The organism is Paenibacillus amylolyticus (assembly GCF_050990605.1).
GTDB classification, from domain to species: Bacteria; Bacillota; Bacilli; order Paenibacillales; family Paenibacillaceae; genus Paenibacillus; species Paenibacillus amylolyticus_H.
This window is the reverse complement of sequence record NZ_CP158832.1, coordinates 6,524,183-6,546,980: the sequence shown is the minus strand read 5'-3', so window position 1 is coordinate 6,546,980 and position 22,798 is coordinate 6,524,183. Positions and strand designations below refer to the sequence as shown.

20 protein-coding genes are annotated in these 22,798 nt (G+C 48.7%); 19 read left to right on the top strand and 1 reads right to left on the bottom strand.

The features are described 5' to 3' along the window. The first annotated feature begins 183 nt into the window (after positions 1-183). From ABTV53_RS28795 to ABTV53_RS28730, 14 genes are all read left to right on the top strand, one after another. Positions 184-486, top strand: coding sequence for a MazG-like family protein (locus ABTV53_RS28795; RefSeq protein WP_017691445.1), 303 nt, complete (start codon positions 184-186; stop codon positions 484-486). A gap of 5 nt (positions 487-491) precedes the next feature. After that, positions 492-1,403 carry a DUF2232 domain-containing protein gene (locus ABTV53_RS28790; RefSeq protein WP_433749224.1) on the top strand — a complete coding sequence of 304 codons (912 nt, stop codon included), beginning with the start codon at positions 492-494 and terminating at the stop codon, positions 1,401-1,403. Between the two features lie 11 nt (positions 1,404-1,414). Beyond that, on the top strand, positions 1,415-3,406 hold the full coding sequence (locus tag ABTV53_RS28785) for a DHH family phosphoesterase (RefSeq protein WP_433749221.1): 1,992 nt from the start codon (positions 1,415-1,417) through the stop codon (positions 3,404-3,406). After that, on the top strand, positions 3,403-3,846 hold the full coding sequence (gene rplI, locus ABTV53_RS28780) for a 50S ribosomal protein L9 (RefSeq protein ID WP_036611925.1): 444 nt from the start codon (positions 3,403-3,405) through the stop codon (positions 3,844-3,846). Before ABTV53_RS28785 ends, rplI begins: the two co-directional genes overlap by 4 nt. 1 nt (position 3,847) lies before the next feature. Next, positions 3,848-5,209 (top strand): replicative DNA helicase, encoded by a 1,362-nt coding sequence (gene dnaB, locus ABTV53_RS28775; protein WP_253442260.1) that lies wholly within the window; start codon positions 3,848-3,850, stop codon positions 5,207-5,209. Positions 5,210-5,653: 444 nt separating this feature from the next. Continuing rightward, the gene (locus ABTV53_RS28770) at positions 5,654-6,940 is read left to right on the top strand and encodes an adenylosuccinate synthase (RefSeq protein ID WP_433749216.1); all 1,287 of its coding nucleotides are present in this window, start codon (positions 5,654-5,656) and stop codon (positions 6,938-6,940) included. Between the two features lie 223 nt (positions 6,941-7,163). Beyond that, positions 7,164-7,931 (top strand): hypothetical protein, encoded by a 768-nt coding sequence (locus tag ABTV53_RS28765; RefSeq protein WP_433749214.1) that lies wholly within the window; start codon positions 7,164-7,166, stop codon positions 7,929-7,931. 329 nt (positions 7,932-8,260) lie between these two features. After that, positions 8,261-9,070 carry a class I SAM-dependent methyltransferase gene (locus tag ABTV53_RS28760; RefSeq protein WP_433749211.1) on the top strand — a complete coding sequence of 270 codons (810 nt, stop codon included), beginning with the start codon at positions 8,261-8,263 and terminating at the stop codon, positions 9,068-9,070. A gap of 488 nt (positions 9,071-9,558) precedes the next feature. Next, a complete protein-coding gene (locus ABTV53_RS28755) occupies positions 9,559-11,091 on the top strand; it encodes a peptidoglycan DD-metalloendopeptidase family protein (protein WP_433749208.1) in 1,533 nt (510 codons plus the stop codon). 251 nt (positions 11,092-11,342) lie between these two features. After that, the gene (gene yycF, locus ABTV53_RS28750; RefSeq protein WP_074092884.1) at positions 11,343-12,065 is read left to right on the top strand and encodes a response regulator YycF; all 723 of its coding nucleotides are present in this window, start codon (positions 11,343-11,345) and stop codon (positions 12,063-12,065) included. Further along, positions 12,065-13,915, top strand: a complete 1,851-nt coding sequence (gene walK, locus ABTV53_RS28745; protein ID WP_433749205.1) for a cell wall metabolism sensor histidine kinase WalK — start codon at positions 12,065-12,067, stop codon at positions 13,913-13,915. The genes yycF and walK overlap by 1 nt, the downstream gene beginning before the upstream one ends. After that, the gene (locus ABTV53_RS28740) at positions 13,899-15,179 is read left to right on the top strand and encodes a YycH family regulatory protein (RefSeq protein ID WP_433749202.1); all 1,281 of its coding nucleotides are present in this window, start codon (positions 13,899-13,901) and stop codon (positions 15,177-15,179) included. Before walK ends, ABTV53_RS28740 begins: the two co-directional genes overlap by 17 nt. A gap of 274 nt (positions 15,180-15,453) precedes the next feature. Continuing rightward, positions 15,454-16,197, top strand: coding sequence for a two-component system regulatory protein YycI (gene yycI, locus ABTV53_RS28735; protein WP_017691456.1), 744 nt, complete (start codon positions 15,454-15,456; stop codon positions 16,195-16,197). Positions 16,198-16,203: 6 nt separating this feature from the next. Beyond that, positions 16,204-17,010, top strand: coding sequence for an MBL fold metallo-hydrolase (locus ABTV53_RS28730; RefSeq protein WP_091035273.1), 807 nt, complete (start codon positions 16,204-16,206; stop codon positions 17,008-17,010). Here ABTV53_RS28730 and ABTV53_RS28725 read toward each other — a convergent pair. Beyond that, on the bottom strand, positions 16,979-17,191 hold the full coding sequence (locus ABTV53_RS28725; RefSeq protein WP_221820215.1) for a hypothetical protein: 213 nt from the start codon (positions 17,189-17,191) through the stop codon (positions 16,979-16,981). The two genes, ABTV53_RS28730 and ABTV53_RS28725, sit on opposite strands and share 32 nt — an antisense overlap. A gap of 720 nt (positions 17,192-17,911) precedes the next feature. Between ABTV53_RS28725 and ABTV53_RS28720 the strand changes: the two genes are divergently transcribed. The 5 genes from ABTV53_RS28720 (at position 17,912) to ABTV53_RS28700 (ending at position 22,741) form a co-directional block, all read left to right on the top strand. Continuing rightward, positions 17,912-19,189, top strand: coding sequence for a S1C family serine protease (locus tag ABTV53_RS28720; RefSeq protein ID WP_433749196.1), 1,278 nt, complete (start codon positions 17,912-17,914; stop codon positions 19,187-19,189). Between the two features lie 300 nt (positions 19,190-19,489). Next, entirely contained in the window at positions 19,490-20,014 is a 525-nt protein-coding gene (locus ABTV53_RS28715) for a hypothetical protein (RefSeq protein ID WP_433749193.1), read from the top strand. 234 nt (positions 20,015-20,248) lie between these two features. Then, positions 20,249-20,416 (top strand): CxxH/CxxC protein, encoded by a 168-nt coding sequence (locus ABTV53_RS28710; protein ID WP_017691462.1) that lies wholly within the window; start codon positions 20,249-20,251, stop codon positions 20,414-20,416. A gap of 686 nt (positions 20,417-21,102) precedes the next feature. Further along, entirely contained in the window at positions 21,103-21,582 is a 480-nt protein-coding gene (rlmH, locus tag ABTV53_RS28705; protein ID WP_017691463.1) for a 23S rRNA (pseudouridine(1915)-N(3))-methyltransferase RlmH, read from the top strand. A gap of 196 nt (positions 21,583-21,778) precedes the next feature. Beyond that, positions 21,779-22,741, top strand: coding sequence for an AraC family transcriptional regulator N-terminal domain-containing protein (locus ABTV53_RS28700; protein ID WP_433754369.1), 963 nt, complete (start codon positions 21,779-21,781; stop codon positions 22,739-22,741). Positions 22,742-22,798: the final 57 nt, after the last annotated feature.

Genomic DNA, 22,798 nt, shown 5'->3' with positions numbered 1-22,798 from the left:
ATCAAGGGCGCATTCGAAGTTTTTTACAAATATATATGTGGATTGGATGTACGGAGGACTCCGCATAAGCACCTGACATCAGTTTCGGAGAACTTCTCCGCTTTTTGGGGTAATTTTGCGGGCCTTCTTTTTATGCTATAATGGAGAATAAAGCTTTTTCGGGGGAGAGTGACTTTCGCCAATATGCCTAAAGAACTGGATGTAGCCAAACGCGCTAAAGTGATTGAATGGCTGAAAACCGAAGTGCTTGATCAGGTATCCCGATTATTCAAGGCGTTATGGGAAGGAAGTACAACTCGAATCGGGGACAGTCTTGCCAGTTTGATTATGAGTAGTTACATATTGGGCCGCAGGCTCGGTATTCCTTTCAAGGATCTGGATGCACTGCTAGTGGAGAAGTTGAAAAAGCATAAACAGGAAGGTCACCAGCTTGAAGACTGGTACCAGGATATTTCCGCGCTAGAAGATCATATGCGTAAGAGGTGAATTTGTTGAAATTTAGCTTTAAATCAGCTGTTTGGAGCGCAGTTTATCTGCTCTTGCTACTTTCGCTGTTAACTCCTTTATCGGTACTTGCCATATTTTTTATGATGATTCCGGGAGTTATTTTGTATGCTTCATTATCTTTAAAATCATTTATATGGCATCTCGTGCCCGTAGCCGTTATTTTGGTTGTATTCCACCCCATCTATCTGTTACTGTTGCTCATCTTTACCCTGCCTGCGATCGTTATGGGTCACGCGTATAAAACACGCAAATCAGCCCTGTTCACGCTGATGGCGGGAAGTGGCATGATGTTGGCAGAATACTTGTTGTTGCTCTTGGTCGGCAGTGTCATTTTCCAATTCGACCTGTCCAGTTATATTGAAGATGTGGTCAAATTGACCATTGAACCGTTAACGAATTCATCGAATCAGATGATCAACGGGTTTGCATGGACACCTGAGATGACCGAGGATGTTGCCAAACAAACGCAGCTTATGATTCCATTTGCTCTCGTTGTTACATCGATGGTCATGGCCTTCATTACACACGCCATTGCTCGTCCGATTCTGAATGTGATGGGCGTGGTGGTTTCGAAGCTTCCCCCAGCGAGAGAGTGGCGTATGCCGCGTGCGTTAATCTGGTATTATTTCCTTGCACTGTTGATCGAAGTGATTTCCAGACAAAGTGACGGAACATACTGGACCATGATTGCCATGAATCTGTCGCCGTTGATCAATCTGGGCTTCATGATTCAAGCGATCGGCTTCTTCTTCTTTCTCTCACATACAAAGAAGTGGAATCCGGTTATACCCTATTTCCTGGCGGCTGCGGTCTTCTTCATTGGTCCGCTTCGGATTATCGGAATTATCGATCTGGCGTTCCCGCTTCGTGAGGCAATATCGAAATCAAAACGATAGGGTGATGAGTCATGCCTAAATTTCTGAAGAAACGCTGGCACGGCTACTATACCGTATGGGCGTTCATACTGCTGCTGTTGCTCGTTATGTTCGTTACCATTTATAACTGGACGCTTGGTTTGATTAGTCTGATACTGGCTTCGGCGCTGGGAATCGTCATGATTAAGGCGGAGCTCGCGTTCCGCCGTGAGCTTAACGACTACATTAATGGCCTGTCCATTCGGATCAAACGGATGGAGGGGGAAGCGGTGAGCATGCTTCCATTCGGAATTGTGCTGTACAGCGAAGATCGTACGGTAGAGTGGCATAATCGCTTCGTTGCGGAGATGTTCCAAGAGAAGACAATGGTGGGTAATCCGCTACTTAATTTGTTTCCCAAACTTCCTCAGCCTAAAGAGAAGAAGGATGGGGCGAAGGAACATTCATCCAGGGAGTTCCATGACGAATTCCAGTTGGATGATCGGCATTATGGAGTTATTCATAACCCACAGGAGCGGTATGTATATGTATACGAGATTACGGAGCTAGCCATTCTTCGTGATAAATATGAAAATGAACGTCTTGCCTTGGGTATTCTCGTTCTGGACAATCTGGACGAGGCTGCCCAAGGTATGGATGACCAGCAGCGTACAGCGCTGATTGCCCGTGTGACCAGCGAGATTACGTCATGGGCCAAGCAGTATGAAGTGTACCTGCGCCGGCTGTCCTCGGATCGTTATCTGTTAATGCTGAATCATAAGTCTTTGCAGGAACTGGAGCAGAGCCGATTTGTCATTTTGGATGAAGTTCGGGAGATGACCGCTGACCTCAAAGTGCCAATGACACTCAGTGTCGGACTGGCGTTTGGTTCGGATAGCATCAGCGAGATGGGAGAACTGGCTCAGTCCAGTCTGGACATGGCACTTGGGCGCGGTGGCGACCAGGCCGCTGTGAAATCGGGACAACGTCTGTCTTTCTATGGTGGCAAGTCCAACGCCGTGGAGAAACGGACACGGGTCAGAGCACGTGTTATTGCGCATGCGCTGCGTGACCTCATGCAGGAGAGCGATCGAGTCCTCATCATGGGGCACAAAATCCCGGATATGGACGCAATCGGTGCATCCATCGGGGTATGGAAAGCGGCGAGTCTGTACAATGTAGAAGCACGCATTGTTCTGGATGGAATTAATCCAGCGATTGAACGGATGATGGAGCAAGTGAACAAGGACGAGAAGTTGTCCAAGGCATTTGTCTCACCGGAACAAGCAACCCAGATGATGACAGAGCACACGCTGTTGGTTGTAGTGGATACACACAAGGCCTCTATGACAATGGAGCCGAAACTGGTGCAGTCTGCAACCCGTGTGGTCGTTGTGGATCACCATCGTCGGGGTGAGGAGTTCATCAATGATGCTGTGTTGATCTATCTGGAGCCTTACGCATCTTCGGCTGCGGAACTGGTAACGGAGCTCTTGCAATACATTCATGACAAGGTACAATTCACTCCGCTTGAAGCTACGGCTTTGCTGGCCGGCATTACAATGGATACGAAGCACTTTGCATTGCACACCGGGTCCAGAACGTTCGAAGCGGCAGGCTTCCTGCGCCGTAGTGGTGCGGATACCATTATGGTCCAGCGGTTGATGAAAGAGGATCTGTCAGAATATATTGCTAAGGCAGAAATCATAAAGCATGCTAAAATGGTATACGGGAACATTGCACTGGCGGTCACGGACCCTGGCAGCAAGATTTCACAGATGATGATCGCCCAAGTGGCGGACACATTGCTGAACATGACGGACGTGGTCGCTTCATTTGTGATTAGTGAGCGTCCGGATGGACTGATTGGCATCAGCGCGAGATCGCTGGGGCGCATGAATGTTCAGGTTGTCATGGAACGACTGGGCGGTGGGGGACATTTGACGAATGCTGCCGTGCAGCTTGAAGGAACGCTTGGAGAGGCAGAAAAACGGCTGACGAACGTACTGGCTGAAATCGAAAAGGAAGAGGGGCTGTTCGAATGAAAGTCATTTTTATAAAAGATATGAAGGGTCAAGGCAAGAAAGGGCAAGTGAAAGAAGTATCTGAGGGCTACGCACAGAACTTCCTATTGCCACGGGGAATCGCACGTCTGGCAACGGATGGCAACATGAAGACACTGGACAACCAGAAGGCGGCTGAAGAAAGACTCAAACAGGAAGAGAAAGCGGAAGCGGAAGCACTTGCGAAGAAGCTGGAAGCAGAAGTGACTGAACTGAAAGCCAAGTCCGGCGAAGGTGGTCGTCTGTTTGGCGCCATTACCAGCAAACAGATCGCAGAAGCTTTGTCTAAAAAGGGTTTGAAAGTAGACAAACGCAAAATTGAACTGGACGAGCCTATTCGTACACTCGGCGTAACACAGGTAACTGTCAAGGTTCACCCTGAAGTGAAGGCAACCTTGAAGGTACAGGTAACGGAAGAGTAAGATGGGCGGAGAAATGTTATTTGACCGGATTCCCCCGCAGAACCTGGAAGCCGAACAGGCTGTGCTGGGTGCAATCCTGTTGCAGGGCGAGGCCCTGATTACAGCGATGGAACGGGTGCAAACCGAGGATTTCTATGATAAGCCCCATCAATTAATTTTTGAAGCGATGATTCAGCTGGGTGAGGGAAATCAACCGATTGACCTCGTGACACTGACTTCGCTTCTGAAGGATAAAGGTGAGCTGGAGGACATCGGCGGCGTTAGTTATCTGGCTAAGCTGGCCCATGGTGTACCTACAGCCGCGAACGTAGACTATTACGCTCAGATTATTGAAGAGAAATCGATGCTGCGTCGTCTGATTCGTACGGCAACACAGATCGTAAGCGAAGGATATACAGGCGGCGAAGATGTTGCAGCCATGCTCGGAGAAGCTGAACGTCGCATTCTGGAAATTTCCAACCGTCGCTCCAGTAGTGGTTTCATAGCCATTCAGGACGTATTGATGGAAGTATTCGATAAAGTTGAAACGCTGCATCAGAACCGGGGAACGACAACCGGCATCCCTTCCGGCTTTATCGATTTGGACAAGATGACTGCCGGTTTTCAGCGCAGTGACTTGATCATTGTAGCGGCGCGTCCATCTGTAGGTAAGACGGCCTTCGCCTTGAATATCGCTCAGAATGTAGGTATCCGGGCGCAAGAAACGGTAGCCATCTTCAGTCTGGAGATGTCGGCTGCACAGCTCGTACAACGGATGATCTGTGCGGAAGCCAACCTGGACGCCGGAGTTCTTCGTACAGGGGAATTCAAAGGGGATGAAGATTGGCAGAAGCTGACGATGGGTATCGCAGCTCTCAACGAAGCCAATATTTATATCGATGACACACCGGGTATCACGGTAGCTGATATTCGTGCCAAATGCCGTCGTCTGAAGAAGGAGAAAGGTCTGGGTATGATCCTGATTGACTACCTTCAATTGATTAGTGGACGCGGTAAAGCCGGGGAGAACCGTCAACAAGAGGTATCCGAGATCTCACGTACACTGAAGCAGATTGGCCGGGAACTGGAAGTTCCAGTGATCGCCTTGTCTCAGCTCAGCCGGGGTGTAGAGCAGCGGCAGGATAAACGTCCGATGATGAGTGACTTGCGGGAATCGGGTTCGATCGAGCAAGATGCCGACATCGTAGCGTTCCTGTATCGGGATGACTACTATAATCAGGATACCGAAAAGAAAAATATTATCGAGATCATTATCGCGAAACAGCGTAACGGTCCGGTAGGTACGGTAGAACTGGTCTTCCTGAAAAACTTTAATAAATTCGTCAACTACGAGAGGGCGCACAATGATGCCTTTGCGATGTAACGGGCAGGTGCTGACGGCTTCGATCAGGAAGCAAACTCGTCTGTCCCGAAGATCAACCATTAGCGTAACTGAACTCAAACATATGTTATAAATACCAGATATAGATTCACTTTGAAATGGGTATCCTTGAACCGGTGATAGCAGTCAAGCAAGCTTGGGCTGAAGTCGCCGGTTTTTTGTGTCGAAATAATGGGTAATTCCCGAACATTACGGTTGTACTATATCTAATTGTTCGCCATTTGATTTGACTTTGAAAAAGGGTACTGGTACACTAATACTGCTGCGTTAAAGCAGCACAAACCTTCCCTTGAATGTAACGGAAGGACATTTTTACTGTCCGTTAGCACGCTTCTCAGTCGGTTTATTGCGTAACATGCCTGCCGGGATAGAGGACGGACAGACCAATACAAAGGTGCGCAAGGCACCCACGGAGGAATGTTAACTATGTCAACGGTAGTTGTAGTGGGAACGCAATGGGGAGACGAAGGAAAAGGTAAGATCACGGATTATTTGGCGGAGAGCGCTGATGTGGTGGCTCGTTATCAAGGTGGTAACAATGCGGGTCATACAATTCTGATTGATAACAAAAAATATAAACTGACGATGATTCCATCAGGGATATTCTACACGGATAAAGCGTGTGTCATTGGTAACGGAATGGTTATCAACCCGAAGGCACTCATCGAAGAAATTAATTATATTCATGACAATGATTTTACAACGAAGAACCTGTCCATCAGTGAGCGTGCACATATCATCCTGCCATATCACATGGTATTGGATGCACTGGAAGAAGAGAGCAAAGGTCCGAACAAAATCGGTACGACTGGCAAAGGAATTGGCCCATGTTACATGGACAAATCAGCTCGTATTGGTATTCGGATGGTTGACCTGCTGGATGCTGAAGATTTCGAATTGAAACTGCGTCATCTGGTCAAAGAAAAGAACCGTGTCATCGAGCAAGTCTATGGCGGCCAGCCTGTTGATGTTGAAGAGATTCTGCAAGATTACCTCGGATATGCTGAAATTCTGCGTCCTTACGTACGTGATACATCCGTTGTTCTGAACGAATATATTGATGAGAACAAAAAGGTATTGTTCGAAGGCGCACAAGGCGTGATGTTGGACCTTGATCAAGGAACTTATCCATTTGTTACATCATCCAATCCGTCCGCAGGTGGTGTATGTATCGGTTCCGGCGTAGGCCCAGCTCGTATTCAGCAAGTTATTGGGGTAGCCAAAGCCTACACAACTCGTGTAGGAGATGGCCCATTCCCTACGGAATTGCATGATGCGATCGGCGACCAAATCCGTGAGACGGGACATGAGTATGGTACGGTAACCGGACGTCCACGTCGTGTAGGTTGGTTCGATAGTGTTGTTGTTCGCCACGCGCGTCGTGTTAGTGGTATTACAGGTCTGTCCCTGAACTCTCTGGACGTAATGACTGGTCTGGAAACCGTAAAAATCTGCACAGGATACAAATTCCGCGGCGAGATTATCACACACTATCCGGCAAGCCTCAAAATGCTGGCTGAATGTGAAGCGGTATACGAAGAGATGCCAGGCTGGAGCGAAGATATCACTGGAGCGAAGAAACTTGAAGACCTGCCAGTGAACACACAGAATTATGTCAAACGTGTTTCCGAACTGACGGGCATTCCAATTGCTATCTTCTCCGTTGGTCGTAACCGTGAGCAAACGAATCAAGTTCTTCCAATCTACGAGTAATTGCAGAAAAAGAGAGATTATTTATTGAATTAATCAAATAGAATACTATGCCGACTCCGGCAGTAAAGCCTCCAGTTGTTGCTTTTATAGCGATGACTGGAGGTTTTTTGTATGTTTATCGGATATAATCCCGAGATTTCCGTCAATACTGGTTAACAGTAGAGTCACAGATCCCGACATGCGCATGCTAGAACGGGTGGGATAATCGGAGGGAGGGAACGGAATGAAGTTGCTTGTCTGGTTTGTCAAAATCGTGCTAATTGTGTTGCTGGTCAGTTCACTGACCCTGCTTACGACCGGATTAATTGTACAGTCATATGCGAAGTCGCTACTCGCAAGTTTCAATATTCAGTGGGAAGGTCAACCCATGGGCTTAACCGCCATGTTCCAGGGTGCCTTGGGTGGTAAAACCGGCGAGGGGAATAAATCGGGAAATGGGACCACAGATCAGCCGACAGGAGCGGACGAAGAGCAGGTTCCGGAAGATGCTGTTTCAGTTATGGGCAATGGGACAGAGAGCGGTGAATCTGGCGTAGATGCTGGCAACGATGCGTTCCAGAGGGGCGGCTCGGATGGAGGTACGGAAGAGGGTTCAGGTACAGATTCAGCTGGAGGATCGAACTCAGGCGCAAGTGCAGGCAATGGGACGAATTCAGGCACAGGGAACGGTTCAGGAACAGCACAGGGTAGTGATTCAGCTTCGGGGAATGGAACCGGAGCGACTGGCGGCGTTGCTTCTTCAGGCAATGATGCCATAGTCGTATCACCGGATGACATTACAGGAGCTAAAGACAAGCTGCCAGCAGAGGAGAAAGAAAAAATCTTCAGCCTGCTTATGAATAAGCTGCCGCAGAAAGAAATGCAGCAGATCTCAGGCGCCATGGAAGGTGGCCTAACGGAACAGGAACTGCGCGAGATTGAACAGGTGATCTCGAAGTACCTAACCAGTGAAGAGTACGACAACCTGATGGAAGTACTGCAAACGGAATAAGATTGGAAGGTAAAGCAGGCGTGCTCATAGACGGGTATCGCCTGATTCTGATTCATACTGTATTGGACTTGTTGATGGTGATTGAATATAATCTATTTAAACAAATACTGGAAGTTGTACAAAACTAATTGAGTGCTTACGTTTATTTTATTAGCCTATGTAGGAGGGAAAACTGTATGAAATATAAAGGGAAAGAACACGACATATAAAAACGTTCAGGCAACAGTGCAGAAACCTCCAGTCCAATTCGTGGACCTCCGTTCATAGGTGCTTTCAAGAGAACCGATGGACTTGTGTTTACGAATACACTAATTGGAGGTTGTATTGACATGAACTTATATCATTCTAATTCAGAACCATCAGTAAAAGAGTTTGCCGAGGCGGCGAAAGAGCGATACGAGCAAGGGCTGCAAGAGGCGGGCCAGCCGTTTAGTGGCTGGGATTTTAGCTATGTAACAGGAAGCGAGCGACTCCAGAGTGGAATGTTGCCTTGGTCTTATGGAACAATGGCCCGCAGATTAATGAATCAGACAAAACGAATGCTTGACATGGGGACTGGCGGAGGAGAAATGCTGTCCAGACTCCTTCCACTTCCTCCATACACATGTGCGACCGAAGGCTATCTTCCCAATATACCGATTGCAGAGGAGCGTTTACAGCCGCTCGGTGTGAAGGTGCTTCCAGTGACTGATGATTCGCAACTGCCTTTCGAAGACGGGGAGTTCGATCTGATTCTTAATCGGCACGAGTCCTATGATGAAAAGGAACTTAGACGGATTCTATCGGCAGGAGGATTGTTTCTAACTCAACAGGTAGGTTGGTCAGATTGCAGGGAGATTAATGATCGGCTCGGTATTCCTATGCCAGCGGATTACGCTGGATGGGAGATGAATCGTGCTGTTCTTCAGTTGGAACAGTCTGGATTCCGTATTCTGGAGTATCATGAAGCAGCCCCCGCGCAGCGTTTCTATGATATAGGAGCACTGGTCTATTATCTGAAGACCATCCCGTGGCAAGTACCTGATTTTAAGGTGCAGCATTTCCGTGAGCAATTAATGGATATTCATATGGAGATGGAGCAAAATGGATTTTGGGAAGTACAGCAGAAGCGATTTGTAATTCTTGCAGCCAAAGAATAGAGACATGAAAGTTAACTTTCTATTATGGCATGAGATGAAACCCAGTTTAAGATAAACCCTAAACCGATTGTTTACGTAATCCCTTATCAGAGTTGATCTGGTGAGGGATTTTTATTTGTATTTTTATGAAAAACAAAGCATATTTCACTGGGTCTTAGAACCTAGTCTTAAATTGCAAACAAAAGTACATCATATCGCAGATATTGAGGCATAATGGGTGATGGACCATTCGTACGACCTTATGGATAATTCAGGGAAACCAAGCGTGGCGCGGCTTTGCGCTGTGACGTGTAGAGTTGAAATGAGTGTAAAACCTGTGTTAAAGTATACGGGTGTGATAAAAGGTTAAAATTTTGACACTTTTACGAGCGCAGCTAAAGTCCTGATTTTGCGGACACCCAATACAAGTATCAACGAGCATGGGACAGACACGATGGGTGATGTCTTGACAGAAATGCGAACTGAGAAGTGCTGAAAAGGAGAGAATCATGAAAGGTTTCAGAGGCATACGCCAACCGGGCAAAGACCGGGTACACGAACAATCCGGGGAACACCGGACGGCCGAAGACAAAAACAACATGAGCATGTCCACCTTCAGTGTGAATAAGAAGCGCGTTCTGGCCTCGCGCAAATGGATCATTACAGCAGCATGTGGTGTATTCATCGCAGCATCGCTTGGGTTCGCAGGCAAACAATATGTTACTGCAAATACCGTATCGTACTATAAAGTAATGGTTAAAGGTAGCGAGATTGGTACCATTGCGGATGAGGCACAATTACAACAACTATTTACAGACAAAACTGAGGAATATCAAAATAAATATCCGGATGCAGAGATGGTGTTGAACACGGATGGCATCACAACCGAAACGGTAAGAGCGTACAAACCTGAAGTGAACAGTGACGAGACGCTGGACAAACTGGGTGACATGCTGACAGCCTACGCCAAAGGTGTAGAGCTCAAGGTAGACGGTGAAGTCATTGGTATTGTGAAGGATCAGGCAACAGCTGACGCAATCCTGGAACAAGTGCAAAGCAAATACATATCGGCATCGGCTGTGCGTAGTTCGCTTAAGACGAAGTCGGTATCGGCTAACTCCTCGAAGAAAGACGAGGGACCAAGTACAACCCTGAAGTCGGTAAGCATCAAGGAAGATGTAGCGACAGATGTGGTGAAGGCTGATCCAAACAAAATATGGGATGTGTCCGAGGCGGTTAAAGCATTAACCGTTGGTAAAGACGCGCCTCTAACTTATGTGGTTCGTGAAGGAGATACCATCTCTTCGATCGCTGCAAAGTATGAAATTACACAAAGCGAGATTCGTAAGCATAATCCGGGCATCAAGGAAACGTCGCTTCAAATCGGAGACGAACTGACCCTGACCGTTCCGAAACCAGCGGTAACCGTTAAATCGGTTGAGCAGGTTGTTGAACAGATTGAGATCAAACCGCAAGTGGAAGTGCGCAAAAGTGCTGAGTTAAAAGCTGGTACCACAAAAGTCGTGCGTCCAGGACAAAGCGGTTTAAAAAGCATGCAGTACCGTATAACCAAGGAAAATGGTGAAGTGGTTCAGGAAGAGTGGCTTGGTCAGGAAGTGATCAAAACAGCTGTAACTGAAGTGGTCCTTAGCGGAACTAAAGTTGTTGGTGAGGGCACAGGTGAATTTGCTTGGCCGGTATCCAATGCAACGATGAGCAGCAGCTTTGGACAACGTTGGGGTCGCCAGCACAAAGGTGTCGATCTGGTAGGTAACCGCGATGTGAAAGCGTCTGACGAGGGTGTCATTACTTTTGCAGGACAGAAAAGCGGTTATGGTAATGTCATCATTATTAACCATCGTAATGGATACGAAACATTGTACGGGCATCTGGATAGTATCGGTGTGAAGGTTGGACAAGTGGTTGAAAAAGGGGAGAGCATCGGCGTTATGGGTAACACAGGTCGCTCGACCGGGACACATCTGCACTTCGAGATCCTGAAGAACGGCACAGCGGAGAATCCGATGACGTATTTGAACTAATAATATAAGCTAAAGTGAGAGCAAGGTTGGCTATGATGCTGGCCTTGTTTTTTGCTGCTGTAAAAAATTTTCAGATGAAAGACCTTTCAAGCCTCTGATCGGGATGTGACGGTGCTTCAGGTATGTTAAACTAGAGAGTATAAACAACAAACTAGAAGAAACCATTAACTAGGCTGACTACGAGTTAACATAAAAGAGAGATATAGACACGCTAATGCGGATTAAGCAGGATATAGGGGTGAATTCAGCTGATGCAGGGGAAGATTTTGGTGGTGGACGATGAACAGCCCATCGCGGACATTCTGAAGTTTAATTTGGAAAAAGAGGGGTATGAGGTCATCTGTGCATTTGATGGCATTCGTGCGGTTGAACTGGCATTATCCGAGAAACCGGATCTGATGCTGCTGGATCTGATGCTCCCGGGCAAGGACGGTATGGATGTCTGTCGTGAGGTGCGCGCTCATCTGGAGATGCCGATTATTATGCTTACCGCCAAGGATGGCGAGATTGACAAGGTGCTCGGGCTGGAACTGGGTGCGGATGATTACGTGACGAAGCCATTCAGTACGCGTGAGTTGCTTGCACGGGTGAAGGCACAGATGCGCAGACGGCAAAAGCTCGCGATTACGGCAGAAGCGCCGGAAGATGAGGAAAAGCAGGTCATGCGGTTATTCGATCTGGCGTTTGATATGGACATGTATACGGCTTACAAAGGCGGGGAACCGCTCGATCTGACCCACCGTGAGTACGAACTTCTCTATTATATGGCGAAGCATTCCGGCAAGGTTATGACACGGGAACATCTGCTGCAGGCTGTATGGGGATATGAATATTTCGGCGATGTACGCACCGTGGATGTAACGATTCGTCGTCTGCGTGAGAAGATTGAGGAGAATCCGAGCAAACCGGAAACGATTCTGACACGCCGTGGGCTCGGTTATCTCGTGCGTAGTGCGAAAAGCGTGGGGATATAATGGGCCGATTCGCGCGATTCTCGTTCTTCCGAACGATTCAGGCGAAATTGATCATTATCTATGTATTGCTGATTCTGATTGCGATGCAATTGATCGGCGTTTATTTTGTGAGCGCGATGAAGAACTCGCTAACGAGCAACTTTACGGAAGACTTGCAGGCGCGTGCAGAGATGCTGTCGGTTCTCGTGGGAGAGACGATGGCAGGCGGCGAAGCAGAGGCAGGCGAGGACAAAACGGAAAATCTGCGTGTGCTGGTAAACAACCTGTTCAACATTAACGGTGCCGAGATTCAGGTGCTGGATGCCAGCGGCAAAGTACTGACGACCTCGCTAAGTTCACATTCGGATTATGTGGGGCGCAAAAACACCCAAACCGTCGTCAGCCGTGCGCTGCAGGGCATTCGGGACAATGAGGAATATATCGTGGACGAGGATAATGTTCGCAAAAAGGTCGTCGCCAAGCCGGTGCTGTCCGGCGGCAAGATCATTGGCGCGGTCTACATCGCGGCATCCATGAACGAGCTGTATTCCACGATGGAGGGAATCAACAAAATATTCATCTCCGGCATTCTGATTGCCCTGGTGTTAACGGCGGTGCTTGGCGTGATCTTGTCCCATACGATTACGCAGCCGATTAAGGAAGTGACTCGGAGAGCGACAGCGGTCGCAGAAGGTAACTTTGATCAGCAGACACCTGTATTTGGCACGGATGAGATTGGTCAGCTCAGTCGGGCTTTTAACTATATGACCAGCAGGCTTCGGGATGCACTTTCACTGAATGAAGAGGAGAAGGAGAAGTTGACCTCCATTCTGACGAATATGAGTGATGGCGTGGTGGCTACGGATGAGTACGGTAAAGTCATTCTCGTAAACCGTCGTGCCAGCAGCATTCTGGGTATGCATCCTGCCGATATTGAAGGAAGACATTTTGCCATATTACTCGGCATTGATCCAGAGGATGCGGAAGCCCTCGCGAGTGGGTTTACAGGTTCAACGCTGCTGCAGATTGCACCTGCAGGACAAGAAGAGCCTGTGGTCATTCGGATGACGTTTACACCGGTTCATCGACGTGAACGGGGGATCACGGGAACGATTGCCGTACTTCAGGATGTTACCGAGCAGGAAGAGCTTGAGGCATCCCGGCGTGAATTCGTGGCCAATGTATCCCATGAACTGCGTACACCACTGACTACGATCAAGAGTTACGCGGAAGCACTGGATGACGGCGCATTGGAAGATCCTCAGCTTGCCGGTCGTTTTGTTGGTGTTATTCAGAACGAGACGGAGCGAATGATACGACTGGTTACGGATCTGCTACACCTGTCGCGGCTTGATTCCAAAGAAGCCATGCTACGTAAACAGCCAACTGACATTCTGGAAATGCTGGAGGAAGTGACAGATCGCTTCTCGTTCCAAATGCATCAGAAGGATATTCAGCCCGTACTATCTGTGGAGAATGATATTCCGGCTGTCCCACTGGATCGCGACCAGATTGATCAGGTGCTGGATAATGTCGTGTCCAATGCGCTGAAATATACATTGGAAGGCGGCACCATTACGATTGCGGCTAGACGCAGTGATGAGCACGTACTTGCCATCTCGGTATCGGATACCGGTATGGGGATTCCACAGCGGGATCTGGATCGCATTTTTGAGCGGTTTTATCGGGTGGACAAGGCTCGTTCCCGCAGTATGGGAGGCACAGGGCTAGGACTGTCCATTGCCCGGGAAATTGTGAAGGCACATGATGGAAGCATCTCTCTGGAGTCTGAAGTAGATGTGGGGACGACAGTAACGTTCACATTGCCGATGCGTGAGAAAGGGGGTGAGCACCGTGAAGGAACGGATTAAATCCTTGGTGCTTGCTGCCCTTGTTGTAGCCAGTCTGGTTCAGAGTTATTTCCTGATCTACCGTTTGCCCGGAGGCGGGGATTCCATCGTGACGTCAGAGACGAACTATGTGAAGACGGAAAATATGGGTCAGGAACGCAATATTGAAGAATTGATCTTCCCCGATCAGATGATTATTCATCTGGGTGAGGATAAACATACGGTGTTTTACCCTGGCAATACGTTCTATCAGTTGATCTACTCACGGTTACAGGGACGGGCGTTCGATGATTTTCAGCGCCGCAGCGTGCAATCGGTGAACTGGGATCAGATTCGCAAGGAGAACCCCGGGTTTGAGCTATCGTTCAAAGAAGGTATTCCCGTCGCATTGTTGCAGCGGGTGATGAGGCTTGGGACGGATTCCTTATTCCAAGGCGAGACGATTAACCGAATTTCGATCTATACGTCCAAAAATGAAACGAAGGCCCATGCGCTGTTCTTCAGCGCCAAGGGAGACGTGGTATACGAAGCAACGCAGGCGGACCTGACCGTACAAGACGTGAAGCAGCATGTTGACTTCGGGACGAACTGGACGCCATATACCTTGATGGATGGCGGATATTATATCCCGGCGGAAGCTCTGGAGACGATTGAGGCGGATGTGCCGACAGGGCAATTCACTGTTGAGCAGATGCAGCGCAGTCTGTTCTTCGATCCAAGCATGACCCGGAATATCCGGGAAAAAGATGGATCGGAGATCTACACGGACAGTAAACGCAGTCTGCAGGTAAAACAGGAGCAGCGCTGGATCAGTTATACTGATCCGGCAGCACCGCCAGCGGGACAGATTGATCCTGCGAAGGATGCGTTGTCGGCGGTTGATTTTGTGAATCAGCATGGTGGCTGGAAAGGGCGGTCGCGCATGATGCTGGGGACTTCGGACAGCAAGACACGGCTTGAATTCCAGCAGTATTACGGCAGCTATCCGATTATGGATTCCATGCAGTTCCGCTTCGGTACGATTAGCATGGAGATGCAGCAGGAGACGGTATCCAGCTATGAACGATCACTGGAATATCTGAACGAAGGTGCAGAGACGAAGAAATCGGTCAAGTTGCCTGGCGGAGACAAGCTGAAGGCTCTGATTAAGAAGGTAGCTGGTGAAAATCGCCAGGTGGTGGATGTATATCCAGCGTATCGTCCTTCTACAATTGAGGATGGACTAAGGCTGATCCCGGTATGGGTTATTCGCTTTGGTAATGGTGAGGAAACCACCGTTTCTTGATGGGTTGTAGGGTAATGGAGTCATTCGATATCCGAGCGAGGTGTAAGGTCACACGATAACGGAGAGGGCAGAAAAAAGCTGGAGAAGCGAAGCCAAAAGCTTTCTGAAAGAAAGCTGCATCGAAAGCATACGCTTCGCCTTTATCGCCGGATTTCTCCCTTAGGAAAAGGGAATCAAGAAATCTGGGGATAACAGCGATCGGAAGGTTGTTCTGACCGCGGAGTGGGCCAGTGTGATATTAGTTGCTTTTATCAAATGGACGGAGGTGAATGTTTTGGATTGGGGACGGGCGAAAAATGTGTTGATCTATGCCTTTCTGCTGCTCAATCTGGTGCTGGGATACCAGATCTGGATGGATGCGCGAGAGACGGCCGGAGCCAATCTGGACTTCACCTCACTGGCAGATAATACACAGCAGGCGATGGAAGAGAAGGGCATTCAAGTGCTGGCTCCGATTCCGAATGAGACGCCGAAGTTGCCAAAGTTGTCCTATGAATTCATTGAGGAGGACAAGGCTGGCGTAGATATGGAGCTGGAACAGCCTGTAGATAGCAAGTTGATCTTCTCGCAGAGTGAACTGGAAGATGCATTACAGCGTGAGATTCCACAGATCGGGACATACCGGCTGGATCAGCTTATGGCCGAGGATGGGGCTTTTGTACTTCACCCACTGGTGGATGGCAAATGGCCGCTCTTCAATGTGAGCCTGGAGCTATTCTACAGCGACCAGAAAATAACGGGTTACCGTCAAACTCCAGTGCGGATTACGACCGCAGAGGAGAGCGATCAGCAGGTACTTCCGGCGTCGAAGGCGCTGGGAACGCTGATCGAGAACTTTTTGCCAAATGATGCGATTGTCAAAGATATTCAGCTGGGTTATTATGGCCAGTTGTTCAATTCAGATATACAGGTAGCGATGCCGGCATGGCGGTTCGTGCTGGAAAGTGGCGAAGTGTTGTACGTGCAGGGCATCAGTGGGGATGTATTCAGTCCCAAGACAGACAAACCAGGGGAGTAATGCGTTATGGGGATATATTTTACCGTGTTATCCAGCGGTTCGACAGGTAATGCCACAGTCATACAGCATGGGGGAACCTCTCTCATGATTGACGCGGGTCTTAGTGCGAAGCGATTGGATGCACTGTTTCAGGAAAGGGAGATTTCTGGGGCAGAACTGGACGGGATTCTGGTTACACATGAACATTCTGATCACATTAAAGGACTAGGCGCGATGTCTCGGAAATATAATTTACCAATCTATGCGAATCTGAATACATGGGCGGCACTGGAGAAGTCGGTTGGGGCGATTCCAGAGGAAAACCGGAGGGTATTTGAGACGGGTGAAAAGCATGATTTTGGGTCACTGCGCGTGGAATCCTTCGGGATCTCGCATGATGCGGCTGAGCCGGTAGGGTACACATTCGATGATGGCACGGAGAAGCTGTCTGTTGCAACGGATCTCGGGTACATGAGCGACAAGGTTCGCGATGCGATCGCCGATTCCGACGTGCTGGTGTTGGAGGCGAATCATGATGTCGAATTGCTGCGTATGGGGCGTTATCCGTGGAACACCAAGCGCCGGATTTTGAGTGACATTGGGCATTTGTCGAACGAAGCGGCAGGGGCAGCGCTTAGTGAACTGATGAACGGACGCATCAAGCGCACGTATCTGGCACATCTTAGCCGGGATCATAATATGATGGACTTGGCGAAAATGTCGGTGCGCGACGCCATGGAGAGCCGTGGATGCTTTTATCGGGATCATGAGTTCAAACTCTGTGATACGTATTACGACCGTCCTACGCCATGGGATAGGGTGGGTGAGCCATAAAGCTGTCGAGTTCGGCGGCTTTGCGCTCGACTTCCTCACGAGTCAGGATGCCTTTATCAATAAGCAGTTCGATGATGGTACTAAGTGCAAGCGTGTTGCGATAGTGTTCTTCCTTGAGATCGGCCAGCTTGGCCGCCATATGAACTTCTTCCATGGCCGTGAGTGTACGCGTGCGATCCATATATATCCTCCTCTATGAAGCTTCGAATTGTCTTTTACTATTATTGTAGTCAGGCTGGGTGGAAAACATTCCTCTATTTGCCGCTAACATTTGTGTGATATGGCGTGTATGCTGAACCTGTGACCATGCAGGGATGAAAAAGTTCTTCAAAATCGCCAAAACGGCGCTTAGCGAACCGGATTTTGTGGTGATAGATACTATGGACCTTTATTGTTAAGCGCGTTATAGCGGAAATTTGCTTTAATTTTCGTGAATATGCAACTTTTTGTGATTTGACGTGTTTAGTATATGAGGAGCATTGTGATTTTGGCTGTTTTGCGTGTGAAATGGCATGTCATAGAATGCGAGAGCATGATTGATAGAGTCACTGACAGAATGGCGTGTCCGTTCTGTTGTACATAGACGCTGTATCTTGATTCAATTGGAAGCCGGGATGCGGCGATATGCAAGACCATTTTATAAAAATGCAAAAAAGCATGGGAAACCGTTGGAGTCTTCACGTAACGAAGACGACAGAAGAAACCTGAAGAAACAGAGTGTTCGCCTTTAGGAACAAATTTTCACCTTGGAAGAGGGGATCAAAAAAATTTGTGAGTAACAGCGATCGGAAGGTTCGTCTGTTGGCGGAGTGGTGTATGTGAGAACTCCATCGTTGAACATGCGACAACTTAGGCGGCAGTCAGGGTCTTGATGCGTGACAACGAAGGGGAGAGGATCACGATGGGATTGTTTGGAGACGATTTTTATTCAACCAAAGTATCAAGACGCGCCGAACCTGAACAGAAAGGTAAACTTCAGATCATTCGCCCTGGAGGCAGGGGACGTGGACGTGACCGCTGGAGTAATCCGCGCAGATCGCGTACGGGAATCAGTTCCACAGTGAAGGTAGCTGTAATTAGCTCGGTGATCAGCTCCATCGTGACCGTCATGCTGTTTAGCTTCATCACACAGCCCGCTTCGTTACCGCTGGCGAATGCTACGGGTAATGGTGGTGGAGGCGGTCCACAGACAGCGCAGGCAGCTGATCCATACGATCGGATTATCCAGGCAGCAGCCCACGTTCGTCCTTCTGTGGTGAGCATTGTGAACCATAAAACGGGTAGCAGTCTATCGATGGAAGATTCGGCGCTGGGCTCAGGAGTCATTTTCAAGAAGGAAGATGGCAAGGCCTACATTATGACCAACCACCACGTCGTGGAGGGTGCGAGTGATCTGGAGATTGTGACCGTAGACGGGGAGACACATAAAGCGAAGTTGGTCGGTAAAGACCGTGTGAGTGACATTGCGGTATTATCCGCAGAAGATAAAGGGCTGGGTGCAGTGGCGGAGATCGGTGATTCCAGCAAACTTCAGCGCGGTCAAACGGTGTTGGCAATCGGAAACCCACTCGGTCTGGGCGGTACACTGACATCCGGTATTGTCAGTTACACGGATCGTATTCTGCCTGTATCGATTAATCAGGACGGGGTGTACGACTGGGAGCAAAATGTGATCCAGACGGATGCGGCGATTAATGAAGGGAACAGCGGGGGGGCCTTGGTCGATCTGAACGGTAAAGTGGTCGGCATCAACACGATGAAGATCTCCGATACGGGCGTTGAAGGTCTCGGCTTCGCGATTCCGATGAACGAAGTGATGAAAACGGTAGATTCCCTGCTCCTAAACGGCAAAGTATCCCGTCCTTATCTGGGCGTGTACACGGTCGATCTGAGCAACCCATATGCGCCACTGGATGATGAGCAGCGCAAGGATCTGAAGCTACCATCTCACGTGGACAGCGGTGTGGTTGTACTGGAGGCATCCGGTCCGGCATCTGATGCGGGCATGAAGCTGAATGATGTCATTACGGAATTTGACGGACAAAAAATTACCTCCACACTTGATCTGCGGAAATATCTGTACGATCAGAAGAAGATTGGGGATACGATTGAAGTGACCTTCTACCGGGATGGCAAAGCGGAGAAAGTATCCGTGAAGCTGACGGATAAACCGGAATAAGGGAAGTTTCGAACGGAGCTTATACTTTTGTTTGGATTGAAATAGGGAATGCTAGAAGAGTGATCAGATCAACTGACCACTCTTTTTTAGTTATTAGGGATTGGACGTGTTCGTTCGACAGTAAATGAGTAGATTAACCATTTGTATGTTTTCATGATCAGTTAGACCCGGAGCCAAAGTAGCAGATACATCGGACTTGGGCTGTGGTAAACTGTTGTCTATATGTTCGAACGGTCGTTGATGCAAATAACATCTCTTTGTCGATCTTATTCTTATTTTAAATTGGAAGGGGTATTTCTAATGAAACGATTGAGGAAAAAAATGCTTGGGGGAACGAACTTGGTGCTGTCCCTGTTTATGTTATCTGCCTGTGGATCTGAGGTTGCTACGACAGGATCTTCGGTGGATACAAGTGCTCTGCAAGAGAAGATTGTTGGGCTTGAGAAGAAACTGGTGGAGCAGAGTGCCAAGAGCGTTGAGCAAGAGCAAAAGATCGCTGCACTTGAGACCGAGTTGAATGAGCTGAGTACTAATGTGATTGCGGCAGGTGGGGCTGGTAGTCAAACGCCTGCAGCATCGGGAAACAATGGATCGGCCGGGAAAGGTGACGGCGTGCTGATTACGTTTGCCCAGTATGAGAAGCTTGAGGTTGGCATGTCGGTGGAAGATGTCATCGAGATCCTGGGTGGCGAAGGTGAAGCGCTGAGTGAAGCGGAGAATATGGTGGTCTACAACTATAAAGGTACTGCTGGCAATGGTGCCAATGCAGTTATTGCCTTTCAAAGTGGCAAGCTGTTGACGAAGGCGCAATCGGGATTGAATTAAAGAGCGTGGATTAAGGAGCATTCTTTTCGAGGACCGTTTCAGGTATCGGGAAGGATGCTTTTTGTGTTATTTTACGGCGAATGGAGAGGTTTGGTGGAGGTTGGGCACGATAAATTGGGGCTGGGGGTTTCTTTTCGGCGGCAGGTGTGATAGAACTGAGAAGTGGCTATCCTGTAATGGGATAAGCGGTTGTGAATCGGGAACATAGCTGGTTACAGAAAGGATGCTTAACGGATGTACGTTGTATGCAAAGAACACGTGGACATTGCCATCGACATGTTTGTCGATGAGTATGAGGACGCTCCAGATATCGTTGATCTGAAGGAGACGGAATTTGCCGACTGGGACCCGCCTGCGAAATGTGCCGAGTGCGAACAGCACGCGGAATTCCTCGTCGTTTAGCGTACTGTAGGACTTAGACGGCTGGAGGCGTGACTTAAGGTGGCGCTTCGGGCTGACTTTCCATCCGGTATGAACATCACAGCAAGAAGCCAAGGAGAGCGTGATGAGCGCTCTTTTTGTGTTTGTGGGGGAATTGGTGTGGTTAGTAGGCTGTGTGGAGCTTGGCGAGGGTAGTAGGGGTTAACGTGAGAGTAGGCGAGAGTAAGAGAAGATTAAGGTAGGTAGGTGCCGAGTTCTGAGTTGGGAATGAACTAGGTTGTAGCAACCGGTGCAAGGTGTGTAGGTAATAGAGATGGAAGCCGCTGGGGTATTGGGAAAGTGACGTTGGGTAACAGCGATGTGGGTAGGGACGTGGGTTGTGGCGGGGCGGAGCGGAGTAACTCTAAAGAACCTGACGAATCTTATTCGTGGCAAATACCGCCTGGTTGAAATCTAACGAATCGTAGACACGTTAGATTGCTGAAATGGCCTCGAAAGTGGTGGGGAGTGCTCGGTGGGTGCGGAATAGCGTGTTTCAGATTCGTTAGATTTTAAAGTAGCCGAAATGGGGCTGAATAAGGTGTGTGGGATTCGTTAGAATTTGGAGAAATGTGTAGTATAGGTATAATACAGTTGGAACGAACGATGCGATGAAGCATCTTACTTATAGAATATCTCGCAAGACAATTTAGGAGGAATGGGTTGTTATGTTTATTCAGATTATTGGCGTAGGCAAATTGAAGGAAAAATATTTGACGCTGGGCATTCAGGAATATGCCAAGCGCCTCGCCCCGTACATCAAGTTTCAGATGATCGAGGTCGCAGACGAAAAGGCGCCCGATACCCTGAGCGAAGCTGAGGTTCGGGCGGTAAAAGAGCGCGAGGGCGAACGCATCCTCGCGCATGTGAAGAGCGAGGCGCATGTTGTCGCGCTCGCATTGGATGGCCAGCTCTGGAGTTCTGAGGAGCTGGCATTGGAGATCGACAAGCTCGGCACGTATGGGACGAGCCATGTCGTGTTTGTCATCGGAGGAAGCCATGGGCTCTCCGATGAGGTGTTGCGCCGCGCGAAGCAGCGCTTGAGCTTCGGGCGCATGACCCTGCCGCATCAGCTTATGCGGCTGGTGTTGGTGGAGCAGATTTATCGTGCGGTGAAGATAAATCGGGGTGAACCGTATCATAAATAAAGCACATTGGGAGGCGATAGCGAGAAATGCTGTCCGCTTCGTGCTTGCAGGGAATCCCCTCGGACTTGCAGAAGGGTAGACTTGAGATATCCATGCTAATTTAACTTTAATGCTTAAGCTTTCTGGATGCGCCTGTGGTATCATGAACATGCCTATCATCCCGTTACATCTGAGGGGGAAGAAGTTGCTTGTGAACATGGACAATTACTATAAATATGAGGATGTATCTGTATTAGATGATGCCAATTCAGCGTTAGATCGTGAAGCAGCTCGGTTGGCAAGTTTGATTTACACGCATACTTCGCAGGATGGGACTTATGCTTCACCGATCCATGGTCTGTATGTGAACCGATATTCGCAAGTAGAAGCGGCGGATGATGTTCACACTATGTTCTCGCCGGTAATCTGCATTGCAGCGCAAGGGAAAAAGCGAATTACCGTAGGTAAGGATGCTTATGAGTATAGTGCTTCGCGAATGTATATTGCCCCCGTTGCCTTGCCTGTTGCGATGAAAATCATGCAGGCCAGCCCCCAAATACCGTTCTTGGGGATAGGTCTATACCTCGATCCGCAAAGGATTGCTTCGTTGCTGCCGATGGTATTTCCTAATGGGTTACCGGAGGTTCGCAATCGCAGTGCGTGCTACGTCATCGAAGCAGACTTGGCCATGATGAACGCCGCTGCAAGATTGATGGCTTGCCTGTCCTCTCCCGATGATGCTCAAATGCTGGCTCCATTGATGAAAGACGAGATTTATATCCGCATCCTCCGTAGCCCAATCGGTGTTTATGTTGCCGAGACTGTTCTGGCAGAATCGGGCATGCAGCAGGTTGCAAAAGCGATTGATTGGCTCCAAAACAACTTTTCTCAGCCGTTGAAAGTGGCGGATTTGGCGGAGCTGGTCCATATGAGCGAATCGTCGTTTCGCGAGTATTTCAGATCGGCTACTGCGATGAGCCCTCTGCAATATCAAAAGGTGCTGCGCCTGCAAGAGGCGAGGCGTCTAATGTTATCCAGCTCCATTGACGCAACTACGGCGAGCCGGCGTGTAGGCTATTTGAGCGATTCCCAATTTAGCCGCGATTACAGCCGATTTTTTGGGTGTCCTCCAACTAGAGATATCACAAGGTGGCGTCAGGACCAGCAAAAGTTGAAGTGAAACGCACATGTAAACGGCTTTTCAAATTTCCGCGGGCATAGAGCCTAGCGGATTTTT